The following is a 14,038-nucleotide window of genomic DNA, read 5'->3' as shown; positions in this document are numbered from 1 at the left end:
GGTGAGGGCAGATGCCCTTGCTTCTTTTGTTTTTTCTAAAGCAATGAAGATTAGCCAAGCGAACGAACTCAGCAATCGCTTGGAAGATGTTCTTCCACAAACCCAATGCACCAAATGTGGCTATCCAGATTGCCGTGGGTATGCCGAAGCGATGACGGGAGGCGATATCCTCCCCAATCGCTGTCCTCCAGGCGGCATTGAAGGCATTCGGCGCCTGAGTCAGATTCTTGCCCCTATTTATCCTCAAGATGCATTTGATTTGCACTCCCAGATTGACCCCGAATGCGGTGCAGAACGCCCAAGACCCGTTGCCTTCATTGATCCCCAAAAATGCATTGGCTGCACACTCTGTATACAGGCCTGTCCTGTTGATGCCATTGTTGGAGCTTCCAAACAAATGCACGTTGTTTTAACGGAATGGTGTACAGGTTGTGATTTATGCATTCCGCCATGCCCAGTTGACTGCATCAGCATGATTAATGTTACAGGCGATGCGACCGGCTGGAATGCCTGGTCTTCTGAATTGGCCGACATCTCCCGTAAGCGTTATCACGATCGGGAGCAACGTTTAGATCGCGAGCAAAAAGACAATGATGAGCGCCTGGCTAAAAAAGCCAGCGCTAAGCTACTTGCTGTAAATGCGGATACTCCCATATCAGATGCAGATAAGAAAGAGCAAGAGCGAAAACGGGCCATCATTACTGCTGCGATTGCACGTGCACAGCAAAAGAAATCATGAACCTAGAAAAGCGTCGGGCTTTTTTTGAGCAACTCAAAGCCAATAATCCAAAACCTGAAACGGAGTTGGAATATAGCTCGCCATTTGAGCTACTCATTGCAGTCCTCTTATCTGCACAAGCGACAGATATCTCAGTAAATAAGGGTACACGTCAATTATTTAAGCTTGCGAATACCCCGCAAGCCTTACTAGACTTGGGTGAAGAAGGCGTTAGGCCTTTTATTCAGCACATTGGATTATTTAATTCCAAGGGCAAACATATTCAAGAAACCTGTCGACTCCTGCTAGAAAAACATGATGGCAAAGTACCACGGACACGTGAAGAACTAGAGGCCTTACCCGGAGTGGGCAGGAAGACCGCCAATGTCATCCTCAATACTGCTTTTGGACAACCCACTATTGCAGTCGATACGCATATTTTTAGAGTCTCCAATCGTACGGGTTTAGCTCCCGGCAAAGATGTTGTCAAGGTAGAAGAGCAGCTGCTAAAACGCGTACCCAAAGAATATCTATTAGACGCCCATCATTGGCTCATTCTGCACGGCAGATATACTTGCAAAGCGCGCAATCCAGATTGTGCGCAATGCATTGTTGAGCCTTTATGTGGCTTCAAACAAAAAACCGGTAAAGGAAAAGTGCGTGGCGATATTTAATCCAACTCGTGAAGAAGTGCGACGCTTTTTCTGTGGCACTTGGAAAAAGAAAATAGAAGGGCATATTCTGGACCCCATGGAAACGCTGGCAAGCGATTGGATGGAGCAACATCCGGAATATCACAATCTTCTTTTAGATCCAGAAGATGCCCTAGCACAAGATTACACCCCTGAAAGAGGTGAAACGAATCCTTTTTTACATCTGTCGATGCACTTATCAATCAGTGAACAAATCTCCATTAATCAGCCGCCAGGCATTAAAGAAGTTGCCGAGAAACTATCTAAGAAAATGGGCTCAGAACATGAAGCGCAACACCTGATGATGGAATGCTTAGGTCAAGTAATGTGGGAGGCACAACGTGAAGACAAACCACTTAATCCAGAAAACTATCTTGAAGCACTTCAGAAGTTAGTCTAATTTAATCGTGAAATAGATTTAATATTCACCATTCACTATTTACTATTCATATTCCTTACTTACGAGATGCTGAACATAGTAGCTCTGTACAGTCGTCAAGCCATGCCAGACCTTGTTTTGCTGGGGTTACGTGCTTACGACGGCCATCCTCTTTAGATGCCTCAGATTTGATCAGCTTCTTTTCAATCAAGTTCTTCAGAATCGAATGTAATGTTGCTTGAGATGCGATTTCCTTACGAAGAATTAAATCTAGAACAGAAATTGATGTGCCCTCAGCATAAGCCGTGAGCACTGCTTCAAGAACCATGACGTCCTTTTGATCGCGTAACTTGTAGCGTGCACTGATACGCCTTAGCGCGCTGGAAAAATGAAGTAATTTAAGGTTAGATGGCAACATAGCAGAATGTTATGTGCCTTAGGTCTAATAACCTAGTGAAATCGAATCCAATTTTTATATTTAATTACTAATACTTTTATTTAGATACAACCATTTAATCACAATGGATGGAACTATTTTGAGTCAGATCAGATTGCTGAGTCTGGCTACAAGGATAAAAAATAGGCGTAACTAAGCAGGCTCAAACAAATGGGTCTTTTGCCCATCCTGCGTTTCCTGAAAAACCACCTTTACTTTTTGTCCCACCCGAATTGCATCAAAGTCACAGTTGGTCAAATGCGTCAGCATAGAAATACCCTCTTGCAGTCGAACATAAGCCATTGCAAATGGTACTTCTACCCCACGTCTCATGACGGTATAGGAATAAATCTCTCCTAGACCTTTAGATTCAATCCAAGTCGTATCATCGCTTCCGCAATGCGGACAAATAGTACGAGGATAGTAGTGGGATTCCTTACAGGCATTGCAATACTTCATCAGTAATTGATTATTTTGAGCTGCTTCTAAAAACACTTTATTTTCTGGATTACCTATTGGACTAGGTAAGCGATGATGTTCACTCATTGCAATCTCCCCATAATTAAAGTCGCAGCACCATGTCGCGTTCCTAAGGCTCCACCAATACCAGAGGCAAGAGCAAATTCTAGATTGGGTACCTGTACTGCAGGATGCGCTTCACCACGTAACTGACGAACTGCCTCAATCACCTTGGTCATTCCGCCTCGATTGGCTGGATGGTTGTTGCATAAACCTCCACCATCGGTATTAAAGGCTAATTTACCCCTACCGGAAATCAATTGACCATCTTCAACAAATTTTCCACCCTCACCTTTTTTACAGAATCCCAAATCCTCAAGCTGAATGAGTACGGTAATAGTGAAGCTGTCGTAAATCGAGGCGTAACGAATTTGTTCTGGCGTCAGTTTGGCTTCTTTGAATGCCAAAGGAGCAGCCCAAGCTAATCCTGAATAGGTGAGATCGACTTTGCCACCCATCTGACCTTTAGTGGTTTCTCCGGCACCCATCATAGTGACCACCGGTTTCTTTAAAGTCTTTGCAATATCTGGGTGTACAACAATAATGGCGCCACCGCTATCAGACACGACACAGCAATCAGCGCGATGTAATGGATCGGCAATCATCGGGGAATTTAAGACATCTTCAACAGTAAGAACTTCTCTTAATACTGCATGGGGATTATATTGGGCATGATGCGAAGCAGCCACCTTAATCCAAGCCAATTGCTCACTAGTTGTACCGAACTCATACATGTGACGCATCGCGCACATGGCATAGGTATTTAATGGGGCTGGTGAATAGGGCTTCTCAAAAGCGAAGTCCGGAGCGCTAGCCCATTGACTGCGAACTTGTGTGCCACTTGAACCTTCAGACTTCGGGCGGCCAGCTAAGGTAATCAGAGCAACACGGCATTGCCCAGTGGCAATCGCACGGGCAGCGTGATTGACATGGGTTAAATAAGAAGCACCACCAGAATCTGTCGAATCTAAATACCTTAATTTTTTTAAGCCCAGATAGTCCGCCATCGAAACGGGTCCCATACCAGGAGCATCCCCAGCACAAAAATACGCATCCACATCATCCAAAGTTAGGCCTGCGTCTAATAAGGCACCACGTGCAACCTCAGCATGCAATTGCGCTACGGTATGGTCTGGCGCAACCCGCAAGGGGTGCTCATAAATTCCTGCGATACATGCATCGTATTTAGTTGCGGCAAAAGACATAACTCTTCCTTGGGTAAATTTCTTTAAATTAATTTATTGACTGGCACGCTTCATTGGTACGCCACTGAGTTCTTGTAGCTCTTCAAAGGACATACCGTCTATCCAATCCACCGCTACCAATCCTTCTGGAGTAACTGCAATCGTCGCCAAGTCTGTGTAGATGCAGTCAACTGCTGCTAAGGCGGTCAAAGGATAAGTGCATTCTGACACTAACTTCGATTCACCAGACTTTGTCAAATGCTCCATCATGACAAACAATTTTTTTGCACCTAAGGCCAAATCCATCGCACCACCAACCGCTGGTATGGCCTTAGGATCACCCGTACGCCAATTGGCAATATCACCCTTGACTGAAACCTGGAAAGCACCAAGCACGCAGATATCAATATGCCCCCCACGAATCATGACAAAAGAATCTGCGTGATGACACAGTGAAGCGCCTGGTAGCATAGTAACCGGCTGCTTTCCTGCATTGACTAACTCTTCATCGATTTCATCACCGGTAGCCAGCGGCCCCATGCCAAGAATGCCATTCTCAGAATGCAGGAGAATTTCACGATCCGATGGGAGGTAGTTGGAAATCGTCATCGGCTGACCAATGCCCAAATTGACATGAGCACCATCCGGAATATCTTGCACAATACGTTTAGCAATATCTGCCGTACTGCGTTTTTGTACTTGAGAGAGATCAATCATGATTTAGCTCCTAGCAATACAACACGCTTCACAAAGATTCCTGGAGTGACAACTGTCTCGGGATCAAGATCGCCCAACTCTACTATTTGATTTACTTGCGCAATAGTGCAGCGCGCTGCTGTTGCCATAATAGGCCCAAAGTTTCTTCCGGTACGGTGATAAGTCAGATTACCCCAACGATCTCCTTTATCGGCTTTGATTAAGGCGTAGTCTGCTTTGATCGCAGTCTCAAAAATATAATTCACGCCATCAATCACGCGCGTGTCTTTTCCTTGAGCAAGCTCGGTACCAAAGCCGGTAGGTGTATAGAATCCGCCAATGCCAGCGCCGCCAGCACGGATGCGTTCCGCCAGTGTTCCCTGCGGAACCAATTCCAATTCAATCTTGCCAGCACGATAGAGGTCGTCGAAAGCGCCGGATTCTGGCTGACGTGGAAAAGAACAAACCATTTTCTTAACCTGGCCCAAGCCAATCAACTTGGAAATACCAATTCCTGAATTTCCAGCGTTATTGCTGATGATGGTTAAATCTTTGGCACCCTGCTCCGCCAATGCATCGAGCAGATAAATGGGCAGGCCTGCACCGCCAAAACCCGAAACTAATATGCTTGAGCCATTAGCAATATCCCGTACAGCCTCAGCTACGCTGGGAATTATTTTTTGTATCACTACACGTCTCCATCTCTTTTTTATTATGGGTACTGCTTACAGCTTTTTTTCTGCAGCTTTTTGGTGCTGCTTTTACTTATCTCCTGCTAATTTAATGCATTTGAGAAATGGCCCAACGAATTGCTTCAGGCAGGGCTTGAGCGAGTGTTTTCCGATTGGCGAGTAAAGCCTTTGGCGTTTCCTGCGCTCTAAGCGACCAGGCTGAACCCGGGAAAAATGCATCATCCTTAAATCGAGGGATGACATGCCAATGAATATGGGGAACCATATTCCCCAAGGCAGCAATATTGATCTTGTCTGGGTGCATCACCTGACGCACAGCGTCTTCTACGACAAATACCAATGCCATCACATGCTCACGTTCACCATAGGTGAGATCAGTCATCTCAGTCACATGTCGATTCCAGATCACCCTGCAAAAACCCGGTAAGTCAGGGTCGTTTACCAGGATGACACGGCAGTCATCCCCACGCCAAATCAGTTCGCCCTCCTCGGGCTTTAGTTCTTCTTTACAGAGTATGCAATTAGACATGAGAAGAATGTAAACGAAAACGGCATCTAAGTCACCCTTGTGAGGTAATTTAGATGCCGCGGCAGTATTGGTGCGTTATTACTGCGCCGCCACTACGCACTACTTAGGGATCTACTCAGGATTAATGGAACTGCTCTTCTTCAGTTGAACCAGTCAATGCGGTTACAGAAGACTTTCCACCTTGGATTACGGTGGTGACATCATCGAAGTAACCAGTACCCACTTCTTGCTGATGTGATACGAAGGTGTATCCACGGTCACGTGCAGCAAATTCTGGCTCTTGTACTTTCTCGATGTAAGCAGTCATGCCGCGCTGCATATAATCTTGCGCTAAATCAAACATGTTGTACCACATGGAGTGAATACCAGCGAGAGTAATAAATTGATATTTGTAACCCATTGCACCTAATTCACGTTGGAACTTCGCAATCGTTGCGTCATCCAAGTTTTTCTTCCAATTGAAAGATGGTGAGCAGTTGTAAGCCAACATCTTGCCTGGGAATTTCGCACGAATGGCTTCTGCGAACTGACGAGCAAAATCCAAATCAGGCGTGCCAGTCTCGCACCAAACCATGTCTGCGTAAGCAGCATATGCCAAACCACGAGAAATCGCTTGATCCAAGCCCTTACGGGTTTTGTAGAAGCCTTCTGGAGTACGTTCACCTGTCAAGAATGGCTTGTCATTTTCATCATAGTCAGAGGTCAACAAATCAGCAGCTTCAGCATCGGTACGAGCCAAGATGATTGTTGGAACGCCCATCACATCAGCAGCCAAACGAGCAGAGATCAATTTCTGTACGGACTCAGCTGTAGGCAGCAATACTTTTCCACCCAAGTGACCGCACTTCTTCACAGAAGAGAGTTGATCTTCAAAGTGAACACCAGCAGCGCCCTGCTTAATTAATGCCTTGCTTAATTCAAATGCATTCAATACACCCCCAAAACCGGCTTCAGCATCAGCAACAATTGGCGCAAAATATTCAATATAACCAGCATCACCTTTATTGATACCCTTAGCCGTTTGAATTTCATCGGCGCGTTGGAATGAGTTATTGATGCGCTCAACCATCTTTGGAACTGAATCCACTGGATATAAAGATTGGTCTGGGTACATGGCTGCGTATGAGTTACCGTCTGCAGCAACTTGCCAACCGGACAAGTAAATAGCTTGTACGCCAGCTTTAACTTGTTGCATTGCTTGACCACCAGTCAAAGCACCTAAACAATTTACGTAAGCTTCGTTGTTGACTAATTCCCAAAGTCTTTCAGCGCCATGCTTAGCTAAAGTGTGCTCAATCTTCAATGAGCCACGAAGACGGACAACGTCCTCAGCGGTATAGCCACGAGTAATGCCTTTCCAGCGTGGATTGGTATCCCAGTCTTTCTGAATTGCTGCGATTTCTGCTTTGCGATCTGCCATGTTTTTCTCCCTAAGTTAAACAAGTACTTCAAAATTGTTGGACCTTTAAGACTGTTTCAAGTCTTATGTCTTATATAAGAGTTTAAATAGATCCAACAGAGATACAAGAGAAATTTGAGATTTTTCTAAAATATTTAATTATTTAAATTCAATGACTTAAATAGGTATTTTTACTATGTGGAATGGTTATTCACTAATTGGAATGCAATTGATCCAATCATATTGCACTGCATTTTACGCAGTGTAATGCCGTTTCACATCGTGAAAATGATTGGAGACTGATTAGGCGGTTTTGGGGGCAGCGCCAGCCGACACCTTAAATACGGTCGGAATGATCATGAGTTGGAATAAAACAATGCCTAGGAACAGTGCCTTTGGAAGGCCCGCATCCATAAAGAAACCAAAGATAAAAGGTCCCACTGCCGCGCCTAAATCAATACCTGAATACACGATTCCGTATACACGCCCCGCTACCCCTTTCGGTGTCACTGCCTTAACCAAAAGATCGCGCGAAGGGGCAACAACACCATAACCAAAGCCTAAACCAATAAACAGAAATGGAATCAGACTCATTGGAATGAATCCAGTCCCTAATAGTAAACTCATCACTATCGTGATAGATAAGCAGGCAGAAACGATTTGCTCTGGCGCTTGTAACTTTGCAGCCAGATAACCACCAAATAAAACCCCGCCAGCGCTACCAAGCGCTAGGAGGGTGATGTAGTAACTTCCCACATCTAAAGGCACTTGGTAAATCTCAAATAATGCACTCGGAGCAAAAGACTGCAAGCTCGAGGTAGATGCCATACTGAAGAAAAAGAAAATCCAACATAACCACACTGCAGTCAGCTTCAAGAAAGCAAATGCACTCTCTGGAGCAACTCCAGGATTAGCAGCTTCGGTACCTGCATGCGTGTTCTCATGGCGCTCTCTAACGTTATCTATGAGGTAGTTTTTATTGAGCCAAAGAATCCCTAAGACGCCAGCCTCTAATAGGGCTGCAGAGAAGAAAGCAATCCGCCAATCGGTAAACTGAGCAATCGCAACCATGAAGGCTGGAGCTGCAGCCCACCCTAAATAACCAGCTACGCCGTGCATTGAATAGGCATAAGGCAGATTGGGGGGTGATACCTTGTGATTGATGAGGGTGTAATCCACTGGATGAAAGATGCCATTACCACAACCAGCAATTACTGCCCCCAATAAGAGCATGGCATAGCCATTACTTTGGGAATAAATCAGAGCCGCAAGAACCAGTAAGCCAAGACCACCAAACAGCACTGGTCTTGCCCCAATACGATCCACTAAAAATCCAGAGGCGGCCTGGGCAATACAAGACACTACAAAGAAGACAGACATGAGCAAACCAAGTTCGGCATAACTTAAGGCAAAAGCATCCTTCAACCATGGGAACATGGGAGGGAGTACTAAATGAAAGAAATGAGAGCTGCCGTGAGCCAGGCTAATAAGACCAATAACCCGGACATCACTGGCACGCCTACTAAGCGCAACAGTCATGTCCCGAGTTTACTGGCGCAGGAATATTCCTGCTGAACTACTATTTTTCTTAATGCACTTGGCGAGTGAAGCTAAAGTCACCTTTTTTGTCTACATCTACCGGGACAATATCCTTAGGACCAAAAGTACCCTCCAGAATCATCTTCGATACGGGGTTCTCAATGTGCTGCTGGATTGCACGCTTAAGGGGTCTAGCTCCATAGACCGGGTCAAAACCCACTTCAGCAATTTTTGCTAGTGCAGCATCGCTCACTTCGAGTTGCATATCGACCTTGGCCAATCGATCTGACAAGTTCTTGAGCAAGATCTTTGCGATATTGGCAATATTGTCCTTATCTAAGCCATGGAACACCACAATTTCATCGATCCGATTCAAGAACTCCGGACGGAAGTGATTCTTCAACTCTCCAAAAACAGCCTCTTTAATCTCGGACTGCTTCTTATCCGTCATCGACTGAATTAAGTGTGAACCAATATTACTGGTCATCACAATTACGGTGTTCTTGAAGTCGACAGTACGTCCTTGACCGTCAGTTAAGCGACCGTCATCGAGTACCTGCAAGAGTACGTTAAAGACATCAGGGTGAGCCTTTTCGATTTCATCAAATAGAATCACACTGTAGGGATGGCGGCGAACTTGTTCAGTCAGATAACCGCCCTCTTCGTAACCCACATAGCCAGGAGGCGCGCCAATTAAACGCGCAACACTATGCTTCTCCATGAACTCACTCATGTCAATACGAATGAGGTGATCTTCACTATCAAACAAGAAGCCTGCTAATGCCTTACAAAGTTCAGTCTTACCAACACCGGTAGGCCCTAAGAATAAGAAAGAGCCATAAGGACGATGCTCTTCAGCCAAGCCGGCACGGGAACGGCGAATCGCATCGGATACCGCCCGAATAGCTTCTTCTTGACCAACCACGCGCTTATGTAATAACTCTTCCATCTTCAGAAGCTTATCGCGCTCGCCCTGCATCATTTTTGATACCGGGATACCAGTTGCACGAGAAACCACTTCAGCAATTTCTTCTGCGCCTACTTGAGTGCGCAAGAGCTTGTTCTTCACAACACCATCTTTACCGCCCTTAGCTTCAGCTGCAGCAGCAGACTTCAACTTGGCTTCAAGTTCTGGCAACTTGCCATATTGCAATTCAGCAACCTGCTCTAGCTTGCCTTCCCGTTGCAACTTAGCAATGTCAGCGCGAACTTTTTCAATCTCTTCTTTTATATGAGCAGCGCCTAATACGGCACCCTTCTCTGCTTTCCAAATTTCTTCCAAGTCGGCATATTCAGCACCCAGGCGTTTGATCTCATCTTCTATCAAACCAAGGCGTTTCTGAGAAGCTTCATCTTTCTCTTTCTTAACGGCCTCACGCTCAATCTTGAGCTGAATGAGGCGGCGCTCCAACTTATCCATCACCTCAGGCTTAGAGTCGATCTCCATCCGAATGCGTGAACCAGCCTCATCAATCAAATCAATTGCCTTATCTGGCAAGAAGCGATCAGTAATGTAGCGGTGCGATAACTCCGCAGCAGCCACAATTGCTGGATCTGTAATTTCAATACCATGATGTAGCTCATAACGCTCTTGTAAACCACGCAAGATGGCAATCGTTGCCTCTACGCTCGGCTCTTCCACCATGACTTTTTGGAAACGCCGCTCCAGCGCTGCATCTTTTTCGATGTACTTGCGGTACTCGTCTAAAGTTGTTGCGCCGATGCAATGCAATTCGCCACGAGCCAAAGCAGGCTTCAGCATATTACCAGCGTCCATGGCGCCATCACCTTTGCCAGCACCGACCATCGTATGAATTTCATCAATGAAGATAATAGTTTGACCTTCATCTTTAGCGACATCACTGAGAACAGCCTTCAGACGTTCTTCGAATTCCCCGCGGTACTTAGCGCCAGCTAATAACAAAGCCATATCTAAAACCAAGACACGCTTGTTTTTTAAAGTCTCTGGCACTTCGCCATTGACAATGCGCTGCGCTAAACCCTCAACGATCGCCGTCTTCCCTACGCCGGGCTCACCAATCAACACGGGATTATTTTTACCGCGACGCTGCAGAATCTGAATTGTGCGACGAATCTCATCATCGCGACCAATCACAGGATCCAACTTGCCCATACGAGCACGCTCGGTTAAATCGATGGTGTATTTTTTTAAGGCTTCACGTTGACCTTCAGCATCCGCACTATTCACTGATTCTCCTCCGCGTACTAAATCAATAGCTGCTTCTAACGATTTACGATTTAAGCCATTTTCACGAGCTACTTTTCCAAGCTCACCCTTGTCATCGGCCACTACTAGCAAGAATAGTTCGCCAGCAATAAATTGATCATTGCGCTTGTTCGCCTCTTTCTCACAGAGGTTCAGCCAATTACTTAAATCTCGACCAACTTGTACTTCACCACTAGTGCCCTGCACCTCTGGCAAATTACTAATGATTTTCTCTACACCTTTTTCTAGACCTGGAACATTGACACCCGCTCTGGTTAACAAGCTCTTTGCGCCACCATTAGAATCGCGCAACATCGCCAACAATAAATGGGCAGGCTCAATGTATTGATTGTCTTTTGCTAAAGCGAGACTTTGTGCCTCACTCAGCGCTTCTTGAAATTTGGTTGTTAATTTATCTATTCTCATTTTTCTTTTCTCACCTACTCCAAATATATCTATCTATAGAATATAAGGGCAATATGACAGATTTCAAGGCATTTAGACCCTCTTTTTAAGCGAACTTACCCTACTGTGACCTGGCTTGTTTACCTCCTCGAATGCGCTGATGGCACCTACTATGCTGGCATTACGAACCGGCTTGAACATCGCCTGGAGGCTCATAACTCAGGACAAGGTGCCCGCTATACCCGGTCTCGTAGACCTGTAATCCTTTTGGCAACTCAGGAGCACCCGGATCGCTCAGAGGCCTCTAAGGCTGAGGCCAAATTAAAGAATCTACCTAGGGGATTAAAGCTGGCTTTTTTTGAACTTTAACTACTTGATTTAAACGTCCTTGTACTGCTCAGCAATTTCTTGGAAGTTATCCTGTTCAGCGATAAACGCCTCTACCACCCGAGGATCGAAATAAGTGCCTTGATGGCTAATTATTTCTTGAATTGCCTCTCTATGCGTCCATCCTTTTTTATACACCCTCTCGCTCACTAGGGCATCATAAATATCAGCCACGGACATAATACGGGCGGCTAATGGAATATCAGCTCCACTTAAGCCCCTAGGGTAGCCACTCCCATCCCATTTTTCGTGATGACCCCCCGCTATTTTTAAGGCCTTAGCAATCACTCCATCCTCATCCTTAAATTCAATTTCAGCCGAAGATAGCACTGCCTCACCAATAGTGGTGTGGGTTTTCATGATCTCCCATTCCTCATCATTTAAGCGACCGGGTTTAAGCAAAATATGGTCAGGTATTCCGACTTTTCCAATATCGTGAAGTGGAGCAGCCTTAAACAATAGGTCAATGATGCGATCGGTCAATTCACCCTCGTAATAGCCCATTTTTCTGAGGCGCAATGCCAAATTCTTTACATATAGTTGGGTACGAATAATATGATTGCCAGTTTCATTATCTCGAGCTTTAGCTAGTGCATTCAAGCTTGCGAGCATTTGCTCTTCAAGGGCTACAGCTTTATTTTTCTCATTTAAAGAAAAGAGTCTAATAATGGTGTCAACCACTGAAATGAAAATCACTGAATACGCAAGCAAAAAAATCCAACGCCATCCAATCTCCATGTGGGCAAAAAGTCGCCAATCTTGCCCATCTGAAGTTTCAAAGAAAAAAGCTAAAACGATCCGCAGGATGACGAGAGCCAACTGAACTCCCACTAAATAAAGCAAAACATCCACCAAAGATATGGGCAACCATCGACTTAAGCCACGAACCTCAATCAGAGTCCATATCGACATTACAAAAGTGATCAATGAAATTGCCCATTTTTGATATGAGGACGGGTTATAACTCACAAATACTTCGTAGCAAAAATTAAAGGCGAAAATAAGTGCCGATAGCCCAGCAATCACTCGCAAGGGCAAAAGAATTTTTTGAAAATTAATATCTTGTATTAATTTCGATGCTGATAACGAAATATTTTTGCGCATACCAATCACTGAATATCGGCAACTGGGCCAGCGATCCTCAACCATTCCTCGCCACATCCAGGATATTCTTTATTGCATGCCTCTGACCATTTTTTATATGAGATGGCTTTAGCCTGTAGTTTTAAATAAGTAAGATCTTCACTCGGAATATCGACACGAATAAGCTTGTATTTCTGGCTGTTCTTACAAGCATCCTTACCAGTCAGACAATCTTGAGAATTACTATAAATATCCTCTGAAATAGCCCACATATTACTTATATGCTTATCAAAGGCTGTTTGCAGAGTTTGCTGCTGTGTCTCGCTTAATAAATTCCACTTTAACAGGGTGATCACATAAGCATTAATGCCAGTATTGAATGAGATCGGAATGTAATATTTTACATATTCAAGCCACCCTGCTGAGCTAGCAGAAGCAGCGCTGCTAATTGCACAATCTACCAGCCCATTTTGAAGTGCTGCCCTGGTTTCATCAAAAGGGATGATGGCTGCAATTGCACCAAAAGAAGCAATATAGTCACCCAATAATTCGCCTGCTACCCGAACTTTTAAGCCTTTGAGGTCAGACATTCTAGTAATGGGGTTTTTACAAAATAGTTCTTGGGGGCCAAAGCTCCATAAACCCAGGACTTTGACCTGATATTTTTCTTGCAGGTGCTTATCCACTATTGGTAAATAGGCATCCGCTAATGCATGACCCTTTTTAATACTGAGATTTAACCCCGTTAAATCCAGACCATTCAAAGTCACTTCGTTTTGTGAATTCTGTATCAGTCTAAGAGAAGCTAAATCGAACACACCGTCTCTCATCATTGGGAGTTGATGAGTATCTTTTACGCCTAAGGTATCAAGAGATTTAAATTCGATTTCAATGGGAAGACCAGTCTCTTTTTGCAGCGAAGCAAAAAAAGGTTGTTCAACTTGAGTGGCAAGAATGCCAGTGGAATTTGGTTGTCCTACTACTTTGATTTTGATAATGGAAAGCATCTGCCAAGCAATGCCAAAGCAGATCAAAATGAGAATTGCGACAATGATTCTTTTCATTGGCAGGCTGATGTACAGACTCGATATTGGATTAACGATTTCATCAATTAATAACAATTGTTAGAGTGAATTTTTATAACCATACTATA

General features: G+C 44.7%; 15 protein-coding genes. 4 read left to right on the top strand and 11 right to left on the bottom strand.

Annotation, left to right across the window (positions count from 1 at the left end; translation table 11 throughout):
- Positions 1-43 precede the first annotated feature (43 nt).
- The 3 genes from rsxB to ICN45_RS09065 are packed head-to-tail and all read left to right on the top strand — an operon-like array spanning position 44 to position 1,810.
- Entirely contained in the window at positions 44-739 is a 696-nt protein-coding gene (gene rsxB / locus ICN45_RS09075) for an electron transport complex subunit RsxB (protein ID WP_216175340.1), read from the top strand.
- Positions 736-1,392 (top strand): endonuclease III, encoded by a 657-nt coding sequence (gene nth, locus ICN45_RS09070; protein WP_216175339.1) that lies wholly within the window; start codon positions 736-738, stop codon positions 1,390-1,392. Before rsxB ends, nth begins: the two co-directional genes overlap by 4 nt.
- Positions 1,385-1,810 carry a DUF1841 family protein gene (locus ICN45_RS09065; protein WP_216175688.1) on the top strand — a complete coding sequence of 142 codons (426 nt, stop codon included), beginning with the start codon at positions 1,385-1,387 and terminating at the stop codon, positions 1,808-1,810. Before nth ends, ICN45_RS09065 begins: the two co-directional genes overlap by 8 nt.
- A 55-nt stretch (positions 1,811-1,865) precedes the next feature.
- Here ICN45_RS09065 and ICN45_RS09060 read toward each other — a convergent pair whose 3' ends face one another.
- From ICN45_RS09060 to clpB, 9 genes are all read right to left on the bottom strand, one after another.
- On the bottom strand, positions 1,866-2,207 hold the full coding sequence (locus ICN45_RS09060; protein WP_216175338.1) for a winged helix DNA-binding protein: 342 nt from the start codon (positions 2,205-2,207) through the stop codon (positions 1,866-1,868).
- A 171-nt stretch (positions 2,208-2,378) separates the two neighbouring features.
- On the bottom strand, positions 2,379-2,771 hold the full coding sequence (locus tag ICN45_RS09055; protein WP_216175337.1) for a Zn-ribbon domain-containing OB-fold protein: 393 nt from the start codon (positions 2,769-2,771) through the stop codon (positions 2,379-2,381).
- Positions 2,768-3,949, bottom strand: a complete 1,182-nt coding sequence (locus ICN45_RS09050) for a thiolase family protein (RefSeq protein WP_216175336.1) — start codon at positions 3,947-3,949, stop codon at positions 2,768-2,770. The genes ICN45_RS09055 and ICN45_RS09050 overlap by 4 nt, the downstream gene beginning before the upstream one ends.
- A 33-nt stretch (positions 3,950-3,982) precedes the next feature.
- Positions 3,983-4,645: a 3-oxoacid CoA-transferase subunit B gene (locus tag ICN45_RS09045; RefSeq protein WP_216175335.1), complete on the bottom strand. Its 663-nt coding sequence runs from the start codon at positions 4,643-4,645 to the stop codon at positions 3,983-3,985.
- Positions 4,642-5,313, bottom strand: coding sequence for a 3-oxoacid CoA-transferase subunit A (locus ICN45_RS09040; RefSeq protein ID WP_216175334.1), 672 nt, complete (start codon positions 5,311-5,313; stop codon positions 4,642-4,644). The genes ICN45_RS09045 and ICN45_RS09040 overlap by 4 nt, the downstream gene beginning before the upstream one ends.
- 91 nt (positions 5,314-5,404) lie before the next feature.
- On the bottom strand, positions 5,405-5,845 hold the full coding sequence (locus ICN45_RS09035; RefSeq protein ID WP_216175333.1) for an HIT family protein: 441 nt from the start codon (positions 5,843-5,845) through the stop codon (positions 5,405-5,407).
- A gap of 121 nt (positions 5,846-5,966) precedes the next feature.
- Entirely contained in the window at positions 5,967-7,265 is a 1,299-nt protein-coding gene (gene aceA / locus ICN45_RS09030; RefSeq protein ID WP_216175332.1) for an isocitrate lyase, read from the bottom strand.
- 282 nt (positions 7,266-7,547) lie between these two features.
- Positions 7,548-8,783 (bottom strand): MFS transporter, encoded by a 1,236-nt coding sequence (locus tag ICN45_RS09025; protein WP_216175331.1) that lies wholly within the window; start codon positions 8,781-8,783, stop codon positions 7,548-7,550.
- A gap of 49 nt (positions 8,784-8,832) precedes the next feature.
- Positions 8,833-11,436, bottom strand: coding sequence for an ATP-dependent chaperone ClpB (gene clpB / locus ICN45_RS09020; RefSeq protein WP_216175330.1), 2,604 nt, complete (start codon positions 11,434-11,436; stop codon positions 8,833-8,835).
- A 105-nt stretch (positions 11,437-11,541) separates the two neighbouring features.
- On the opposite strand from clpB, the gene ICN45_RS09015 reads away from it, so the two are divergent.
- Positions 11,542-11,784 carry a GIY-YIG nuclease family protein gene (locus ICN45_RS09015; protein ID WP_216175329.1) on the top strand — a complete coding sequence of 81 codons (243 nt, stop codon included), beginning with the start codon at positions 11,542-11,544 and terminating at the stop codon, positions 11,782-11,784.
- Positions 11,785-11,793: 9 nt separating this feature from the next.
- Here ICN45_RS09015 and ICN45_RS10525 read toward each other — a convergent pair whose 3' ends face one another.
- Both ICN45_RS10525 and dctP read right to left on the bottom strand, forming a co-directional pair.
- Positions 11,794-12,771, bottom strand: coding sequence for an HD-GYP domain-containing protein (locus ICN45_RS10525; RefSeq protein WP_216175328.1), 978 nt, complete (start codon positions 12,769-12,771; stop codon positions 11,794-11,796).
- Between the two features lie 140 nt (positions 12,772-12,911).
- Complete coding sequence (gene dctP, locus ICN45_RS09005) at positions 12,912-14,006, bottom strand: TRAP transporter substrate-binding protein DctP (protein WP_216175327.1); 1,095 nt, start codon at positions 14,004-14,006, stop codon at positions 12,912-12,914.
- Positions 14,007-14,038: the final 32 nt, after the last annotated feature.

Origin of the sequence: Polynucleobacter alcilacus, from assembly GCF_018881545.1 — a bacterium.
Taxonomy (GTDB): domain Bacteria; phylum Pseudomonadota; class Gammaproteobacteria; order Burkholderiales; family Burkholderiaceae; genus Polynucleobacter; species Polynucleobacter alcilacus.
Note: the sequence above shows the minus strand (reverse complement) of the source record. Positions and strands in the feature narration are given on the sequence as shown.